Source organism: Demequina lignilytica (assembly GCF_030418375.1).
GTDB classification, from domain to species: Bacteria; Actinomycetota; Actinomycetes; order Actinomycetales; family Demequinaceae; genus Demequina; species Demequina lignilytica.
This window is the reverse complement of the sequence record NZ_JAUHPZ010000002.1, coordinates 313,490-330,443: the sequence shown is the minus strand read 5'-3', so window position 1 is coordinate 330,443 and position 16,954 is coordinate 313,490. Positions and strand designations below refer to the sequence as shown.

The following is a 16,954-nucleotide window of genomic DNA, read 5'->3' as shown; positions in this document are numbered from 1 at the left end:
AGGAAGGGACCCCATCATGACCGCAACGACGCGTGTCGCCATCGCCGGAGGCGGAGTCGCCGCCACCGCGCTCGCCATCCAGCTCGCCCGCGGCGGGGTGGAGGTCGACATGTTCGACAAGGCCGACTGCGTGAGCGCGCTCGGCTCCGGCATCACGCTCCAGGGCAACGCGCTGCGGGCGTTCGGGCACCTCGGGGTCTGGGACCGGATCCAGGAGGCGGGCTACGCCTTCAACGGCCTCACGCTGCGCGCCCCCGGACCCGGCGCACCCGTCGTGGCGGACATGCCGGAGATCGGCATGGGCGGACCCGACTTCCCCGCCGGCATGGGCATGTACCGCCCCGACCTCGCGCGCATCCTCACGGACGCCGCGGTCGCCGCGGGCGCCCGGCTGCACCACTCCTCCGAGGTGACGGGCTGCACCACGCGCGACACTGATGTGGACGTCGAGGTCAACGGCGCACCCGCCGGCACGTACGACCTGCTGGTCGGGGCCGACGGCCTGCACTCGACGGTGCGCGCCGCGATGGGCATCGACCTCCACCCGCGCCGCACGGGCATGGGCATCTGGCGCGCGTTCGTGCCGCGACCCGCGGAGGTCGCCCACACCGAGCTCTACTACGGCGGCCCGATGTACATCGCGGGCTACACGCCCACCGGCGAGGACTCGATGTACGCGTTCCTGGTCGAGGACGCGCAGGAGCACACGGACGTGACCGACGAGCAGGCCGTGGAGATCATGCGCGGCCAGTCGATGGCCTACGACGGCCCCTGGAACGCGATCCGTGAGAATCTCTCGACCGCCTCGCACGTCAACTACACCTGGTTCACCGAGCACGTGATCGAGGGTGCCTGGAACCGCGGCCGGACCGTGGTGATCGGCGACGCCGCCCACTCGTGCCCTCCCACCATCGCGCAGGGCGCCGCCCAGGCGCTCGAGGACGCCGAGGTGCTCGGCGAGCTGATCCTGCGCGGGCCCATCGACCAGGCGATGTGGGACGAGTTCCACGACCGCCGCGTCGAGCGCGCCACGCTGGTGGTCAGGTCCTCGGTCCAGCTGGGTCAGTGGCTGCTCGAGGGCCGCCGCGACGCGGACATCCCCGGCCTGGTCGGGACCGTGGCACGCACGGTGAGCGTGCCGGCGTGAGGCTCGCGCGCTGGAGCGCGGACGGCACCGTCGAGGAAGGCGTGATCCGGGACGATGCGGCGGTGCCCTTCGGCGCCGGCCGTACCGTCGCGGACGCCCTCGCGGCGGGCCTCGACCGGCTCGACGAGGTCGCCGGCTGGGCGGATACGGCCGCGGCGCGCCCGCTCGCCGAGGTCGAGCTGGTGGTGCCTGTCGACGCCCCCACCGTGCGCGACTTCGTGGCGTTCGAGGAGCACGTCGAGGGCGTGACCGCGGCCGTCGACGGTGCGAGCCATGTGGCACCCGAGTGGTACGAGCTCCCGACCTTCTACTTCACCAACCCGCATACCCTCCGCGCGGACGGCGCGGTGGTGCGCCCGCCGGTCAGCGCGCGGCTCGACTTCGAGCTCGAGGTCGCCGCTGTCATCGGCGGCGTCGACGGTTCCGACGGCAGCGACCTCGACGTGGAGACCGCGAGGCGGCACATCGTCGGCTACACGATCATGAACGACTGGTCCGCGCGCGACGTCCAGGGGCGCGAGATGAAGGTCCGGCTCGGGCCGTGCAAGGGCAAGGACTTCGCGACCTCGCTCGGCCCGTGGATCGTGACCGCGGACGAGCTCGCTCCGTACGAGGACGCCGACGGCTTCCTCGCCCTCGAGGTCGAGGCCTGGGTGCGCGGCGAGCGCATCGGCCACGATCTCCTCTCGAACATGGGCTGGCCCTTCGCGGAGCTGGCCGCCTACGCGTCCCGGGACTCTCGCATCGTCCCGGGCGACGTGCTCGGCTCGGGCACCGCCGGCAACGGCGGCTGCCTGGCCGAGCTCTGGGGCCGCACCGGCGGCCTCGCACCGGAGCCGCTGCGTCCGGGGGACACCGTGGTCCTCCGGGTCGAGGGCATCGGCGAGCTCCGAGGGACCGTCGGGACGCCGCAGGCACCCGTCGCCCTGCCCGCCGCCCGCACGCGTCCGCGCGTGCGATCGCGGTGATCTCACCGCCCTTCTCACCCCGGGAGATTCAATGACGAGTCAGACCACCGCCGGCGCCACCGCGCCGGCCCGACGCGCCGGCGGCTGGCAGGCAGCCCTGCTGCTCGCCGGCAGCTGCATGCCGGTGATGGGCTCCGTGCTCATCACCCCGATCCTTCCCCAGCTCTCCGCGGAGTTCGGCGGTCAGCCGGGCGCCGAGGTGCTGGTGCCCATGATCGTCGCGATCCCCGCGCTCATGATCGCGGTGTTCGCGCCGTTCGCGGGGCAGATCGTCGACCGCCTCGGGCGCAAGCCGCTGCTGATCATCGCGATGTTCGCCTACGCGCTCGCGGGTGCCGCGCCCGCGCTGCTCACCACCCTGCAGTCCATCCTCATCAGCCGCGTGCTCGTGGGTGTCTTCGAGGCCGCCATCATGACGGTCTGCACCACGCTGATCGTCGACTACTTCCACGAGGAGCGGCGCCGCAACAAGTACCTGGGGCTCCAGACGGTGGTCACCACCCTGGGCGCCACGGTGTTCATCGCGATCGGCGGCGCCCTCGGCGTCGGCGGCTGGCACACGCCGTTCTGGGTGTACACGATCGCGGCCGTGATCGGCGTGCTGATGATCGGCGGGCTGTGGGAGCCGAGCCGGCACGACTCCACCGACACCCACGTCGCCGAGGGCGTCAAGGTCCGGATCCCCTGGGGCCGGATCGCGCTGCCGCTGGCCGTCACGCTGTTCGGCGGCTTCTCGTTCTACGTGCTCATCATCGAGGCGAGCTACCTGGTGGTCGGCACCGGCGTCGCGCCCGAGGACACCCGTACCATCGGCGCGGTCGCGGCGGTCGCCTCTCTCGCCACCGCGGCGGGCGCGTTCACCTTCGCCCGCATCGCGCGGCTCACGCCCAAGGTGCTGCTGCCGATCGCGTTCGGGCTGCAGGCGATCGGCATGGCCGTCATCGCGCTCATGGGCACCGCCTTCATCGGCGTCGGGATCGGCGCGGCGATCGCCTCGGCCGGCTCGGGCCTGCTGCTGCCCACCCTGGTCACGTGGACCATCGCGCCGCTGCGCTTCGAGGAGCGCGGGCGCGTGACCGGCCTGTGGACCATGGCCTTCTTCCTGGGCCAGTTCCTCACGCCGCTCGTGATGCAGGGCATCGTCGGCGGCGTCGGGTCGCTGCCGGCCGCCGTCGGTGTGGTCGGCGTGGGCGCGCTGGTCGCGGCGGGACTCACGGCGGTCGTCGTCGCCCGTCCGGCGGGGGCGACGGCCCCGGTCGCCGCCGCCTGACGGCACGCGGGAGGGGGTCGGGTCCCACCCGGCCCCCTCCCGCGGCGTCTAGACGCCGAGCGCCTCGGCGACCGCGGGGTGGACCACCTCGCCTCCCCGGACGTTGACGCCACGCGCGAGCGCCGCATCGTCCCTCACCGCCGCGTCGACGCCGGACGCGAGCCGCAGCACGTACGGCAGCGTGACGTTCGCGAGCGCACGGGTCGCGGTGGAGCCGACCGCGGCCGGCATGTTCGCGACGCAGTAGAGCAGCGAGCCCTCGACCTCGAACACCGGCGCGTCGTGGGTGGTCGGGCGCGAGTCCTCCAGGCACCCGCCCTGATCGATCGCGATGTCGACCAGGACGCTGCCGCGGCGCATCCCCGTCACCATCGCGTGGCTCACGACCGTCGGCGCGGGGCGCCCCGGCACCAGCACGGCGCCGATCACCAGGTCAGCTCCGAGCACGGCGTCCTCGACCGTGTGCGACGTCGAGGCGACCGTGCTCACCCGGCCGCCGAACCGCTCGTCGAGCGCGCGCAGCTTCGGCAGGGAGAGGTCGAGCACGGTCACGTCCGCGCCCATCGCGACGGCCTGACCCACCGCGTTGGATCCGGCGACCCCGGCGCCCAGGATCGTCACCCGCGCCCCGGGCACGCCAGGGACGCCGGGGAGGAGCACGCCGCGCCCGCCCTGCGGGCTCAGCAGATGGTGCGCCCCCTCGAGCACGGCGAGCCGGCCGGCGACCTCGCTCATGGGGGTGAGCAGCGGCAGGGAGCCGTCGTCGAGCTGGACGGTGTCGTAGGACAGCGCGGTGGTGCCGGCGGCGCACAGCGCGTCCGCGAGGCGGGGGTTGGCGGCGAGGTGCAGGAAGGTGAACAGCACGTTGTCGCGCAGCAGGGGGAGCTCCTCGGGCTGCGGCTCCTTGACCTTCAGCACCAGGTCAGCCGCCCAGGCGTCCGCGGCCGTGCCGAGGACGGCGCCGGCCAGCAGGTACTCGTCGTCCTCGTAGGCGGACCCCTCGCCCGCCGCGCGCTGGACCACCACCTGGTGGCCGGCCGCCACCAGGGCGTGCGCGCCCGACGGGGTCAGCGCGACGCGGGTCTCGCGGTTCTTGGTCTCAGTGGGGACTCCGACCAGCACGGCTGCCTCCTCGGTGGGCACACCGCCGTGCGGGGTGGGGCACGGCGGTGTGCGTCCTCGTGCGGCCCGGGTTGTCGGCCGCCTCTGCTCCCAGTATCGGCGCGGCCGTCGCGCAGGACCACAGCCGCCCCGGGATCCCGGACAGTCCGGCCACCACCGCCCGCGCGCCGGACACCCGGGACCTTCGACTCGCGCTCCCGTCCGAGACTATGATTGAATCGTTTCAACACCTCGCGGGAGCGAGGTGAGGACCGCCATCCGCAACCGCGCGACAGAGGTGCCGCGCCCCACATCACAAGGAGACGCACAGTGGCCACCGACCCGAAGCCCACGCTCGACGAGATCATCGAACAGATCGGCGAATGCGGCGCCCGCATCTGCGAGATCGACGCCTCCGAGGCCGGCGCCGGCAACATCTCGGTCTACATGGGATGGGACGTGGAGGTCCGCCGCCACTTCCCCAACGCCGAGGAGATCGAGCTCCCCGTCCCCGCGCCCGCGCTCGCCGGCGGCACCGTGCTCGCGACCGGATCGGGCCGCCGCCTGCGCCAGATCGAGGCCGAGCCCCTCGCCGCGATCGGCGCGGTGAAGATCCACGAGGGCGGCCGCACCGGCACGCTCTACACCTCGAACACCCGCAAGTTCGCCCGCCTCACGTCCGAGTTCAACTCCCACCTCGCGGTCCACCAGGACCAGGTCGAGCGACGCGGCGTCGACTTCCAGGCTGTGGTGCACGCGCAGCCCCCGCACCTCACCTACCTCTCGCACATCCCCGCGTACCGCGACACCGAGCGCATGAACCGCGCCATCCTGCGCTGGGAGCCCGAGAGCATCGTCTCGCTGTCACAGGGCATCGCGGTGCTGCCGTTCTTCATCCCCGGTTCGGAGGAGATGGGCGACGCGAACGTCTCGGGCCTGCGCGACTTCGAGATCACCCTGTGGTCGAAGCACGGCACCATGTCGCGGTCCGACGTCTCCGTCTACCGTGCCGTCGATCGCGTCGAGTACGCCGAGACCGGCGCGAAGTACGAGTACATGGACCTGGTCGCCGGAGGCCGCGCCGAGGGCCTCACCAAGGACGAGATCAACGGGGTCGCCACCACGTTCTCGATCGACTCCCCCTGGCTCTGATCCGGGACCGGCGGTGCGCCTCGGAGGCCGCCTGAGGTGCACGAGATGGAGGATCGGTGCACGAAAGCCTGCGCTTTCGTGCACCGATCCTCCATTTCGGCGTGGGTGCGGGGCGCCCTCGGTCGGGGACGCAGAAGGCCCGCGACGATGCGTCGCGGGCCGGGACGATGCGGGGGTCGCGCCCCGCGTGGGTCACCAGTAGATGCCGGTGCCGGGCAGGTACTCCCAGTGCCAGGGCTCGTACTTCGACCACTTGGCCCAGTCGGGGTTCCAGAAGCCGAAGGTCTCGGCGTTGTTCGAGAGCCAGCGGTAGTAGACGCCCGAGGCCTGCGTGCGGCACAGGTCGATCGCCAGGCCCTCGCCATGCATCGAGGTGCCCGGGCTGGCCGCCAGGTACCCCCGGGACGCCTTGGTGGCGTACTGCTCGGAGAGGCTGCGGTAGGAGTCCGCGATGCAGATGCTGGTGCCGAACGCGGTCTTGAACTGCTCGTTGAGCGCCGCGAGCGCGAGCGCCGCGTCGGGGCGGAGCTGCTCGCCGGCGACCCAGAGGCTGCACAGCTGGTCGGCCCGGAGGCGACCGTTCGAGGTGGTGTCGTCGAACTCCGGGTCGCACTCCGGCAGCAGCGAGGACGCGACGGGGATGTCGTTCTCCGTGAGGACCACCGTGGACTGGTCGTCGACGGTGGGCAGCGGCAGGTCCGAGGACTCGAACTGCGGGCCGGCGCCGAGGATCGCGGTCGACATGGTGGGGGCCTGCCCCTCGACCACGCCAGGAAGCTGCTCGGCGGCGTTCGCGTACGGCGTGATGGTGCCCATCACCGGGTACACCACCATCGCGCCGAGGAAGCCGAGGATGACCCCTCCGCGCGTCAGCAGCTTGCGCCGGCGATGGGTGGTGCGGACCTGGATCTCCTGGGTGCGCTCGATGCGGAGCTGGCGGCGCGAGGGGTGCGCAGGACGGTGCCGATGCACGGGTCCGCGCATGCTCACACTGGCCTCCTCAGGCGAAGCTGTCATCTGAGCGCTCGAGGTGAGGTCCATGCAAGCGCCTGCGCAAATATTACCGATTGGTAACGGTCAGGCCAACCCCCCCTGGGTATGACACTGCTCACAGCGGCCTGACTTGGTTGCGAGCTGCCTGCTAGATCACCTGATCACGGCGTGCGAGAGAATCGCGGACCTCGCCCACGAGCTCCTCCAGGATGTCCTCGAGGAAGACCATCCCGAGGGCGGCCCCGTCGCGCTCGACCGCCGCGACGTGGGCCCCCGAGCGGCGCATCAGCGCGAGGGCGAGCTCGATCTCGGCCTCCGCGTCGATCGCGGGCAGGTCGCGCACACGCCACGCCTGGATCGGGTCCTCGCGCTCCCCTGGCCGGGCGAACAGGGTGTCCTTGATGTGCAGGTAGCCGATGAAGCGCCCGGCCTCGGTGACCGGGAACCTCGAGAAGCCCGTGTCCGTCGCGGCCCGCTCGAGCCCGTCGACCGTGACGCCGAGCTCGAGGGCGCGGACCCGGTCGACCGGGACCATCACCTCGGCCACCGAACGGTCGGAGAACTCGAGCGCGCCGGTGAGCAGGCCGGTCGGGTCGGAGATCGTGCCCTCGGCGCTCGACCGCTCGACGATGCTGTGGACCTCGTCCGCGGTGAAGGCGCTCGTGACCTCGTCCTTGGGCTCGAGCCCGAACAGCCGCACCACGTGGTTCGCGACCCAGTTCAGCGCCCCGATCACCGGCTTCACCACCCGCGCGATGGCCACGAGCGGGGGGCCGAACACCAGCGCGGCGCGGTCAGGGCTCGACACCGCGGAGTTCTTCGGCACCATCTCGCCGACCACGACGTGCAGGCCGACGATCACGAGCAGGGCGATCGCGACGGCCACCCCGTGGGCGGTCCCCTCAGGGAGCCCCCACGAGTGGAGCATGGGCTCGAGCGCGTGCGCGAGCGCCGGCTCCGCGACGGCACCGAGGGTGACCGAGCAGACCGTGATGCCCAGCTGCGCCGTCGCCAGCATCAGGGAGACGTGCTCCATCGCCCACAGGACGGTGCGCGCGGCGCGCGACCCCTCCTCCGCGCGCGGCTCGATCGAGCTGCGCCGCGCGGAGATGATGGCGAACTCGGCGCCGACGAAGAAGGCGTTGGCCAGCAGCAGGCCCGCGACCACGGCGACCATCTCGGCGGTCATCCCTCGCCCTCCGGCTCCGCGATCGGCGCGAGACGCACCCGGTCGATCCGGCGGCCATCCATGCGCTCGACCCGCAGGTGGACGCCGTCGTGGTCGACGACGTCACCGACGGCCGCCACGCGGCCGAGCGCGGCCATGATGAAGCCGCCCACCGTCTCGTAGGCGGGCGACTCCGGCACCACCAGGCCCGTGCGCTCGCGGACCTCGTCAGGGCGCAGGTCGCCGGGGACGATCCACGCGCCGCCGGGCACCCGGTGGACCGATGCACGACGCCGGTCGTGCTCGTCGGCCACCTCCCCCACGAGCTCTTCGACCACGTCCTCGAGGGTCACGAGCCCCGCGGTGCCGCCGTACTCGTCGACCACGATCGCGCACTGCGGGCCCAGGTCGCGCAGCTCGACAAGGAGGGGCCCCATCTGCATGGTCTCCGGGATGCGCGGCGCCTCCACCATGAGCTCGCGGACCGGTCGCGCGGCGCGCTCGTGGGCGGGGACCGCGATCGCGGCACGCAGGTGGACCAGCCCGAGCACGTCGTCGTGGCCGTCGCCCACGACAGGGAAGCGCGAGTGGCCGGTCGCGCGCGCGGCGGCGAGCACGTCCGCGGCGACCGCGTCGCGCGGCAGCACGTGGAGGCGGGTGCGGTCGGTCATCACGTCGATCGCCGCGAGGTCGTCGAGCTCGATGCTGTTCTTGAGCAGCAGCGCCGTCGACGGCGCGAGGGTGCCCGCCTCGGCGCTGCGGCGCACCAGCGCGGCGAGCTCCTGCCGGGACCGTCCGCCGGCAAGCTCCTCCTTCGGCTCGATGCCGAGCAGCCGCAGGATCCCGTTCGCAGCAGAGTTGAGCGCCGCGATCAGGGGGCGCAGCGCGACAGTGAACCCCATGTTCAGCGGCGCCGCCACCCGCGCCGTGCGCAGGGGCGCCGCGAGCGCCATGTTCTTGGGCACCAGCTCGCCGAACAGCATCGAGAACGCGTTGACCAGGATCACCGCGAGCGCACCCGCGAGCGCCCCGGAGGCCGCGCGCGTCACCGTCGAGGTCGACAGCGGCACCTCGAGCAGCTCGACCAGCGCCGGCTGCGCGGTGAAGCCGAGCAGGATCGTGGTGAGCGTGATCCCGACCTGCGCACCCGAGAGCTGCGTGGAGAGGCGCGACAGCGCGCGGCGCACCCGGTGGTCCTTCTCGTCGTCCACATGGGCCGGGTCGAGGGCGACGAGCGAGAACTCGGCCGCGACGAACACCGCCGTGCCGAGCGTGAGGAGCACGCCCACGCCGATCAGGATCCAGGCGGTCATCGGGGACGGGAACTGTCAGGGTCCATGGTGTCGCAAGGATACAGCCGGGCATGGCGCGACGGCAGTGCCAAAGTGTTATAGTTCCTCTATAACAACTCCCAAGGAGGGTGCGCATGGAGGGTCCACGCATCGCGATCGCCGGCCTCACGAAGAGGTTCGGCACGGTGACGGCCGTCGAGGACGTGTCGTTCGCCGCCGAGCCGGGCCGGGTCACCGGATTCCTGGGGCCGAACGGTGCCGGGAAGTCGACCACCCTCCGCGCGCTGCTCGGCCTGGTCGCGCCGACCGCCGGCTCCGCGCGCATCGGCGACCGCGCCTACGCCGAGCTCGAGCGGCCCGCCGCCGTCGTGGGCGCGCTGCTCGAGGGCGCGTTCCACCCCGGCCGCACCGCGCGCGCCCATCTCCGGACGGTCGCGCCGCTCGTCGACGCCGACGATGCGCGGTGCGACGATGCGCTGGCCATGGTGGGCATGAGCGACGCGGCGAACCGCCGCGTCGGCGGCTTCTCGATGGGGATGCGGCAGCGGCTGGGCCTCGCCACGGCGCTCCTCGGGGAGCCGACCGCCCTGGTGCTCGACGAGCCCGCGAACGGGTTGGACCCCGCGGGCATCACGTGGATGCGGGGCTTCGTCCGCGACTTCGCCGCGCGCGGCGGGACGGTGCTGCTCTCCTCCCACCTGCTCGGGGAGGTGGAGCAGACGGTCGACGACGTGGTGGTGATCGCGCAGGGCCGGATCCGCCACGCCTCCTCGCTCGCCGAGCTGCGCCGGCTCGCGCACCCGGCGACCACCCTGGTGTCACCCGACGCCGACCGGCTCGCGCGGCTCGCGGACGACTGGCCCAGGTCACGCCTCACGTCCCCGCACGAGCTCGTGGTGGCCCACGCGGACGCCGCCGAGGTGGGGGCCCGCGCCTTCGCCGCGGGTCTCGAGGTGCACGGGCTCGCGGAGTCCGGCGAGACGCTCGAGCAGGTGTTCCTGCGGCTCACGGAGGAGGCGGCATGACCGCGGCCGTCCGCGCCGAGCTGCGCAAGATCCTCACCACCCGCCTGTGGTGGGCGCTCCTCGCCGCGATGGCCGGCGCGGTCGCCTTCCTCGCCGGGGCGCTCGCGCTGGCGATCGGGCTCGGCGGCCAGCAGCCCGGCGACGAGCTCACCGTCCCTCCGGACCAGCTCGCGCTCACCGTCTACTCGGCGGGCGTGACCCTCGGATACGTGTTCCCGTTGGCGTTCGGCGCGATCATCGTGACCCAGGAGTTCCGCCACCGCACGTTCCAGACGTCGGTGCTGGCCGAGCCGCGGCGCACCCGGGTCGCGGCCGCCAAGCTGCTGGCCGCGCTCCCCTTCGCCCTCGCGTACGGGCTCGCGAGCTCGCTGGCGGCGCTGGCGGCGGGCGCGCCCGCCCTGGCGCTCGCGGGCACCGGGACGATGCTCGACGACCCGGCGACCTGGTGCACCCTCGCGCTCGGGGCGGTGGCCATGGCCGCCTGGATGCTCGTCGGGGTGGGCTTCGGCACGCTCGTGACGAACCAGGTCGCGGTCGTCGTCGGCGTGCTCGTCTGGACCCAGATCGTCGAGCCGCTCGCACGCATCGGGCTCGGCTACTGGGATGCCGCCGCGCCCGTCGCGCGCTTCCTCCCGGGGGCGGCGGGCGAGGCGATCGCGGGGAGCTCCTTCTACTCCGCGACGGGCCTGTCCGACCTGCTCGCCCCGTGGGCGGGGCTGCTGGTGCTGCTCGGCTACGGCCTGGTCGCCGCGGCGATCGGCTGGCGGACCTCCTTCCGCCGCGACATCACCTGAGCCCGGAGGCCCGGGACGGACGATGACGGCCATGGGCGTCCGATGCGTCACCCCTGGTCTTCCCTGGCATGGGTAAAACTTTGTCCAAATGCGCGGTGGGTGGTTCCGGCGGCGTGTCGGAAGGGGAGAAGATGGGTCCACCAGTCACCACCGACGCTGATGCGCCAAGAAAGCGAGCGGCCTCAACGTGTCCCCAGACACCTCCGCGCCCGATACCGACCGTGTCCCCGTCGCCCGTGGCGTGGACGCCCCAGCCGTGGCCTCCCTCATCCTGGGCGGCTCCCGCGGGGCGGACGCCACCGACGACGCCCGCGCGGACGCCCCGGGCCACCGTCCCCACGTCCCCCAGCCCCCGACCCAGCCGATGCCGCGCGTGACCTCGTCCGCGCAGGGCTACGGCGACGTGCCGCCGCCCCCGCCGCCGGCACCCCGCGCATCGTCACCCGCGCCCGAGGCGCCCGCGGCCCCGGCTCCGGCACCCGAGCCGACCGCGAGCGCCGAGGCCCCCGAGCCCGCCGCGGAGACGGTCGCGATGACGCAGCCGATCGCGACGGCGCAGGCCCCGACCGCGGCGTACCTGCAGCGCCCGGACTACGAGCCCGTCGAGGCCAAGGACGTCACGCAGGGCGTCGAGCGCCTGCGCGGCCCGGCCGCACGCGTGGTCCAGAACATGGAGGCGAGCCTCACCGTCCCGACGGCGACGTCGGTCCGCGCGGTGCCCGCCAAGATGCTGATGGACAACCGCGTCGTCATCAACAACCACCTCGCGCGCACGCGCGGCGGCAAGGTGAGCTTCACGCACCTGATCGGCTACGCGATCGTCGAGGCGCTCGCCGAGTTCCCGTCGATGAACGTCGCGTACACCGAGGAGGACGGCAAGCCCGCACTGCTGACCCCCGCCGAGATCAACCTGGGCCTGGCGATCGACCTCGCGAAGCCCGACGGCTCCCGCCAGCTGCTGGTGCCGTCGATCAAGGGCGCGGACAGCATGGACTTCCACGCCTTCTGGTCCTCCTACGAGGACCTGGTCCGGCGCGCCCGCCAGGGCACGCTGCAGGCGGTCGACTTCCAGGGCACGACGATCACCCTGACCAACCCGGGCACGATCGGCACGGTCCACTCCGTCCCGCGCCTCATGAACGGCCAGGGCACCATCATCGGCGTCGGCTCGATGGACTACCCCGCGGAGTTCCAGGGGGCGTCCGAGGAGACCATCGCCCGCCTGGGCGTGTCGAAGGTGCTCACCCTGACGTCGACCTACGACCACCGCGTCATCCAGGGCGCCCAGTCCGGCGAGTTCCTGGGCCTCGTGCACAAGAAGCTGCTCGGCATCGACGGCTTCTACGACCGCGTGTTCGTGTCGATCCGCGTGCCCTACGAGCCCGTGCGCTGGGTCCAGGACGCCGCGACCTCGCCCGAGGAGGAGGCCGCCAAGCCCGCCCGCATCGCGGAGCTCATCCACGCCTACCGCTCGCGCGGGCACCTCATGGCGGACGTCGACCCTCTGTCGAGCCGACCGCGCAAGCACCCGGACCTCGACGTCCAGACCCACGGCCTCACGCTGTGGGACCTCGACCGGCACTACTCGACCGGCGGCTTCGCCGGCCACGACCGGTGGAAGATGCGCACGGTGCTCAGCCGGCTGCGGGACGCCTACTGCCGCACCATCGGCCTCGAGTACATGCACATCGCCGACCGCGAGCAGCGGTCGTGGTTCCAGGAGCGCCTCGAGCACGGCTACACGAAGCCCAGCCGCGAGGAGCACCTGCGGATCCTCCACCGCCTCAACGCGGCGGAGGCGTTCGAGGCCTTCCTCCAGACCAAGTACGTGGGACAGAAGCGGTTCTCGCTCGAGGGCGGCGAGTCGCTGATCCCGCTGCTCGACGAGGTGATGAGCGCCGCGGCCGAGTCCGGCGTCCACGAGGTCTGCATCGGCATGGCGCACCGCGGACGCCTCAACGTGCTCGCGAACCTGGCAGGCAAGAGCTACGGCCAGATCTTCTCCGAGTTCGAGGGCACCGCGGTGCCGGGCTCCGTGCAGGGCTCGGGCGACGTCAAGTACCACCTCGGCACCGAGGGCACCTTCACGGCGGAGTCGGGCGCGTCCACGCGGGTCTACCTCGCCGCGAACCCCTCGCACCTGGAGGCGGTCAACCCGGTCCTCGAGGGCATCGTCCGCGCGAAGCTCGACGCCCTCGGCGCCGACCCGGCGACCGACGGCTACCCCGTGCTGCCGATCCTGGTGCACGGCGACGCCGCGTTCGCCGGCCAGGGGATCGTCCAGGAGACCCTGAACCTGTCGCAGCTGCGCGGCTACCGCACCGGCGGCACCGTGCACGTGATCATCAACAACCAGGTCGGATTCACCACCGGCCCGGAGAACTCGCGGTCCACGCGCTACTGCACGGACATCGCGAAGGGCTTCCAGGTCCCGATCTTCCACGTCAACGGCGACGACCCGGAGGCGTGCGTGCGCGCCGCCCGGCTCGCGTTCGAGTACCGCGAGAGGTTCGGGCGCGACGTGATCGTCGACATGGTCTGCTACCGCCGCCGCGGGCACAACGAGGGCGACGACCCGTCGATGACGCAGCCGCGCATGTACGACCTCATCGAGGCGAAGCGGTCCGTGCGCCACCTCTACACCGAGTCGCTCATCCGTCGCGGGGACATCACGACCGAGGAGGCCGAGACGGTCTCCAAGGACTACCTGGCCCAGCTCGAGCGCGTGTTCATCGAGACCCGCGAGGGCTACCAGCCCCGCCCGGACACCGAGTCGATCTCGGGCCTCGAGCTGCCCAGCTCGCAGTCCTCCGACGCGGGCGTCATGGTCGGGTGGCGGACCGCCGTCTCGGCGAGCCAGGTCGAGCGGATCGGCCGCGCCCACGTGCGCCCGCCAGAGGGCTTCACGGTCCACCCGAAGCTCGGCAAGCTGCTCGAGAAGCGCGAGCAGATGAGCACCGAGGGCGGCATCGACTGGGGCTACGGCGAGATCCTCGCCTTCGGCACGCTGCTGCAGGAGGGCGTCCCGGTGCGGATGGCGGGCCAGGACAGCCGCCGCGGCACCTTCGTGCAGCGCCACGCGGTCTACCACGACCGCCGCACGGGCGCCGAGTGGACGCCGCTGCTCTACCTGTCCTCGGACCAGGCGCGGCTCCACATCTTCGACTCGTCGCTGTCGGAGTACGCCTGCCTCGGATTCGAGTACGGCTACTCCGTCGAGCGTCCCGACGCGCTGGTCCTGTGGGAGGCGCAGTTCGGCGACTTCGTCAACGGCGCGCAGACCATCATCGACGAGTTCATCTCGGCCGCCGAGCAGAAGTGGGCGCAGTCGTCGTCCGTGGTGCTGCTGCTGCCCCACGGGTACGAGGGTCAGGGCCCCGACCACTCGTCGGCGCGCGTCGAGCGGTTCCTGCAGCTGTGCGCCGAGGACAACATGGTCGCGGCCATGCCGTCGACCCCGGCCAGCTACTTCCACCTGCTGCGCCGCCAGGCCTACGACCGTCCGCGCCGACCGATGGTGGTGTTCACCCCGAAGTCCATGCTCCGCCTGCGCGCCGCGCAGTCCGAGGTGGAGGACTTCACCACGGGCACGTTCCAGGAGGTCATCCCCGACACCACGGTGGACCCGGGCGGGGTCGACCGCGTGCTGATCTGCGCCGGCAAGGTCTACTACGACCTGGTCGCCCAGCGCGACAAGGCAGGCGACACCGCCACCGCGATCCTGCGGTTCGAGCAGCTGTACCCGCTCGACCACGACGCGATCAAGGAGGCCCTCGCGCCCTTCGACGGCGCCGAGGTGCTGTGGGTCCAGGAGGAGCCCCTCAACCAGGGCGCGTGGTCGAAGATCTCGCTGAGCCTGCCGCAGATCATCGGCACCACGGTGGGCTGCGTGTCCCGGCCCGCGTCGGCATCGCCCGCCGCCGGCCAGGCCTCGCGCCACGCCGCCGAGCAGGCCGAGCTGGTCGAGAGGGCCTTCACGCGATGAGGAACGTCTTCCTGGTGGGCGACGAGCTCGTCGCCGGTCACGGGGATCCGAAGGCGCTGGGATGGGCGGGGCGCGTCGCAGCACGCACGCTCCCGGTCGCCCCCGACCTCCGCTTCCACGTGCTCGCCGTGCCCGGCGAGACGACCGGGGAGATGACCAGCCGCTGGGACGAGGAGGCGCTGCGCCGCACCCGCCACGACGAGGCGGAGGCGAACCACGTGCTCTTCGCCGTCGGCCGCGGCGACGTCACGCGCGGCGTCTCCCCCACGATGACGCGCCTGAACATCGCGAACGCGCTCGACCGGGCCCACGCGCTGGGCTTCCGCACGCTGATGGCCGGCCCCCCGCCGGGGCGCGAGGAGGACAACCCGCGGATCGCCGAGCTCGCGGCGGTGCTCGAGGACGCCGCATCCCGCCGCGAGGTGGGCTACATCGACATGTACGGGCCGCTCGCGCGTCACGACCAGTGGACGGCCGACATGGCGACGGGCCGTGACGCGCTGCCGCTGCAGGCCGGCTACGGGCTCATGGCGTGGCTGGTGCTGCACTCCCGCTGGCACTCGTGGCTCGGCATCGAGCCGCCCGCCGCCTGAGCGTCGCCGCACACGTCAGCAGGGCGGTTCATCGAACCGCCCTGCCTCGGTGGCGCCGTGCGTGGCGCGGCCGGATCCCCCCGGCTACTCGACGATCCCGGCGCCGCGGAGCTCGACCATGAGGTCGTGCGGGCGCGAGGCGATCGCGAGCGCGTCGTCCAGCGCCACCGTTCCGGCTCCCACGAGCTGGAACAGGTGCTGGTCGAACGTCTGCATCTTGTAGTACTCGCCGTCCTTGATGAGGTCGAGGATGGGAGGCTGGCTCGCCGGGTCCACGATCGCCTCGGCGGTGCGGCCGGTGTTCACCATGACCTCCGCGACGAGCGTGCGGCCGGTGCCGTCGCCGCGGCGCACCAGGCGCTGGGAGACGATGCCGCGCAGCGTCTGCGCGAGCGTCGCGCGGACCTGGTTCTGCTCGTGCGGGGTGAAGAAGTCGACGATGCGGTTGATCGTGTCCTGCGCGTCCACGGTGTGCAGCGTCGCCAGCACCAGGTGGCCGGTCTCGGCGGCGGACAGCGCCGCGCGGACGGTCTCGATGTCACGCATCTCGCCGACCATGATCACGTCGGGGTCCTGGCGCATCGCGGCGCGCAGCGCGTTGGTGAAGTCGAGCGTGTCGGAGCGCACCTCGCGCTGCGAGATGATCGCCTTCTTGTCCGAGTGGAGGACCTCGATCGGGTCCTCGATGGTGATGATGTTGACCTCGCGGTAGCTGTTGATGAGGTCCACCATCGAGGCGAGCGTGGTGGTCTTTCCGGATCCGGTCGGGCCCGTCACCAGCACCAGGCCGCGAGGCTCGAGCGCGAGGTCCGCGATGACCGGCGGCAGGCCCAGCTCCTCGAAGCTCTGCGCGCCCACCGCGACGCGGCGGAACACGAGCGACTCGGTGCCCCGGGCGACGTAGGCGTTGACGCGGAAGCGCCCGACGCCGGACAGCGAGAACGCGAAGTCGGCCTCGTGGGTGTCGCGGAAGGAGGCGACCAGGTCCTCCGGCAGGACCTGGGCGACCATGTTGCGCGTATCCTCGGGCGTCAGCGGCGGCACCTGCAGCTTGCGCAGGCGGCCGTCGACGCGGACGCGCGGCGGCGATCCGGTCTTGCAGTGCAGGTCGGAGCCGCCCGTCGACGCGAGGGCGTGCAGGAACGGGATGACTGAGACTGGCTGGTCGCTCACGAATCCTCCATCGGCTTCCGAGGGCCTCGGCTTGAGCCGACGCTACTGGGGAACCGCCGTCCGATGGAAGCAGGTGTGACGAACCCGCGCCGTATGGGAGGATAGGGGGTCGATCGTGAACCGCCGCATCGTCCGAGTCGTCCAAGAAAGGGGAACGCCATGAGCAAGCGAGGCCGCAAGCGCAAGAGCCGCGCCGGGTCCGGTGCCAACCACGGCAAGCGCCCCAACGCGTAAGCGCTGACACCACGACGAAGCCGCATCGGCATGGCCGATGCGGCTTCTGTCATGTCCGG

Annotated in this window: 14 protein-coding genes; 9 read left to right on the top strand and 5 right to left on the bottom strand. The window is 72.3% G+C overall.

Annotated elements, in window-relative coordinates; all coding sequences use genetic code 11:
- Positions 1–16: 16 nt before the first annotated feature.
- From QQX13_RS05160 to QQX13_RS05150, 3 genes are read left to right on the top strand one after another with little or no spacing between them, the layout of a single operon-like run.
- Positions 17–1,147, top strand: a complete 1,131-nt coding sequence (locus tag QQX13_RS05160) for an FAD-dependent monooxygenase (protein ID WP_301152705.1) — start codon at positions 17–19, stop codon at positions 1,145–1,147.
- The gene (locus QQX13_RS05155) at positions 1,144–2,115 is read left to right on the top strand and encodes a fumarylacetoacetate hydrolase family protein (RefSeq protein WP_301152703.1); all 972 of its coding nucleotides are present in this window, start codon (positions 1,144–1,146) and stop codon (positions 2,113–2,115) included. Before QQX13_RS05160 ends, QQX13_RS05155 begins: the two co-directional genes overlap by 4 nt.
- A 31-nt stretch (positions 2,116–2,146) precedes the next feature.
- Complete coding sequence (locus QQX13_RS05150; protein WP_301152702.1) at positions 2,147–3,385, top strand: MFS transporter; 1,239 nt, start codon at positions 2,147–2,149, stop codon at positions 3,383–3,385.
- 48 nt (positions 3,386–3,433) lie between these two features.
- On the opposite strand, the gene ald is transcribed toward QQX13_RS05150, so the two are convergent.
- Positions 3,434–4,507, bottom strand: coding sequence for an alanine dehydrogenase (ald, locus tag QQX13_RS05145; RefSeq protein WP_301152700.1), 1,074 nt, complete (start codon positions 4,505–4,507; stop codon positions 3,434–3,436).
- A gap of 309 nt (positions 4,508–4,816) precedes the next feature.
- Here ald and QQX13_RS05140 point away from each other — a divergent pair, with 309 nt between their 5' ends.
- Entirely contained in the window at positions 4,817–5,638 is an 822-nt protein-coding gene (locus QQX13_RS05140) for a class II aldolase/adducin family protein (RefSeq protein WP_301152698.1), read from the top strand.
- Between the two features lie 192 nt (positions 5,639–5,830).
- Here QQX13_RS05140 and QQX13_RS05135 read toward each other — a convergent pair whose 3' ends face one another.
- The 3 genes from QQX13_RS05135 to QQX13_RS05125 all read right to left on the bottom strand — a co-directional run bounded on the left by QQX13_RS05135 (position 5,831) and on the right by QQX13_RS05125 (position 9,112).
- Complete coding sequence (locus QQX13_RS05135) at positions 5,831–6,622, bottom strand: M15 family metallopeptidase (RefSeq protein WP_301152821.1); 792 nt, start codon at positions 6,620–6,622, stop codon at positions 5,831–5,833.
- A 157-nt stretch (positions 6,623–6,779) separates the two neighbouring features.
- A complete protein-coding gene (locus tag QQX13_RS05130) occupies positions 6,780–7,820 on the bottom strand; it encodes a hemolysin family protein (protein WP_301152697.1) in 1,041 nt (346 codons plus the stop codon).
- Positions 7,817–9,112, bottom strand: coding sequence for a hemolysin family protein (locus tag QQX13_RS05125; RefSeq protein ID WP_301152695.1), 1,296 nt, complete (start codon positions 9,110–9,112; stop codon positions 7,817–7,819). The genes QQX13_RS05130 and QQX13_RS05125 overlap by 4 nt, the downstream gene beginning before the upstream one ends.
- Positions 9,113–9,225: 113 nt before the next feature.
- Between QQX13_RS05125 and QQX13_RS05120 the strand changes: the two genes are divergently transcribed.
- The 4 genes from QQX13_RS05120 to QQX13_RS05105 all read left to right on the top strand — a co-directional run bounded on the left by QQX13_RS05120 (position 9,226) and on the right by QQX13_RS05105 (position 15,488).
- Positions 9,226–10,116, top strand: a complete 891-nt coding sequence (locus QQX13_RS05120; RefSeq protein WP_301152694.1) for an ATP-binding cassette domain-containing protein — start codon at positions 9,226–9,228, stop codon at positions 10,114–10,116.
- Positions 10,113–10,910, top strand: a complete 798-nt coding sequence (locus tag QQX13_RS05115) for an ABC transporter permease (protein ID WP_301152692.1) — start codon at positions 10,113–10,115, stop codon at positions 10,908–10,910. The genes QQX13_RS05120 and QQX13_RS05115 overlap by 4 nt, the downstream gene beginning before the upstream one ends.
- 256 nt (positions 10,911–11,166) lie before the next feature.
- Positions 11,167–14,895 (top strand): multifunctional oxoglutarate decarboxylase/oxoglutarate dehydrogenase thiamine pyrophosphate-binding subunit/dihydrolipoyllysine-residue succinyltransferase subunit, encoded by a 3,729-nt coding sequence (locus QQX13_RS05110; RefSeq protein ID WP_301152691.1) that lies wholly within the window; start codon positions 11,167–11,169, stop codon positions 14,893–14,895.
- Entirely contained in the window at positions 14,892–15,488 is a 597-nt protein-coding gene (locus tag QQX13_RS05105) for a GDSL-type esterase/lipase family protein (protein WP_301119956.1), read from the top strand. Before QQX13_RS05110 ends, QQX13_RS05105 begins: the two co-directional genes overlap by 4 nt.
- A gap of 84 nt (positions 15,489–15,572) precedes the next feature.
- Here QQX13_RS05105 and QQX13_RS05100 read toward each other — a convergent pair whose 3' ends face one another.
- Positions 15,573–16,661: a type IV pilus twitching motility protein PilT gene (locus tag QQX13_RS05100; protein ID WP_301119954.1), complete on the bottom strand. Its 1,089-nt coding sequence runs from the start codon at positions 16,659–16,661 to the stop codon at positions 15,573–15,575.
- A 159-nt stretch (positions 16,662–16,820) separates the two neighbouring features.
- Between QQX13_RS05100 and QQX13_RS13830 the strand changes: the two genes are divergently transcribed.
- A complete protein-coding gene (locus QQX13_RS13830; protein ID WP_375730880.1) occupies positions 16,821–16,895 on the top strand; it encodes a 50S ribosomal protein bL37 in 75 nt (24 codons plus the stop codon).
- Positions 16,896–16,954: the final 59 nt, after the last annotated feature.

Bases quoted from the DNA above. Each gene is read 5' to 3' on its own strand.
- QQX13_RS05160 (WP_301152705.1), top strand. From the start codon at position 17: ATGACCGCAACGACGCGTGTCGCCATCGCCGGAGGCGGAGTCGCCGCC.
- QQX13_RS05150 (WP_301152702.1), top strand. From the start codon at position 2,147: ATGACGAGTCAGACCACCGCCGGCGCCACCGCGCCGGCCCGACGCGCC.
- QQX13_RS05135 (WP_301152821.1), bottom strand. From the start codon at position 6,622: ATGCGCGGACCCGTGCATCGGCACCGTCCTGCGCACCCCTCGCGCCGC.
- QQX13_RS05130 (WP_301152697.1), bottom strand. From the start codon at position 7,820: ATGACCGCCGAGATGGTCGCCGTGGTCGCGGGCCTGCTGCTGGCCAAC.
- QQX13_RS05125 (WP_301152695.1), bottom strand. From the start codon at position 9,112: ATGACCGCCTGGATCCTGATCGGCGTGGGCGTGCTCCTCACGCTCGGC.
- QQX13_RS05120 (WP_301152694.1), top strand. From the start codon at position 9,226: ATGGAGGGTCCACGCATCGCGATCGCCGGCCTCACGAAGAGGTTCGGC.
- QQX13_RS05115 (WP_301152692.1), top strand. From the start codon at position 10,113: ATGACCGCGGCCGTCCGCGCCGAGCTGCGCAAGATCCTCACCACCCGC.
- QQX13_RS05105 (WP_301119956.1), top strand. From the start codon at position 14,892: ATGAGGAACGTCTTCCTGGTGGGCGACGAGCTCGTCGCCGGTCACGGG.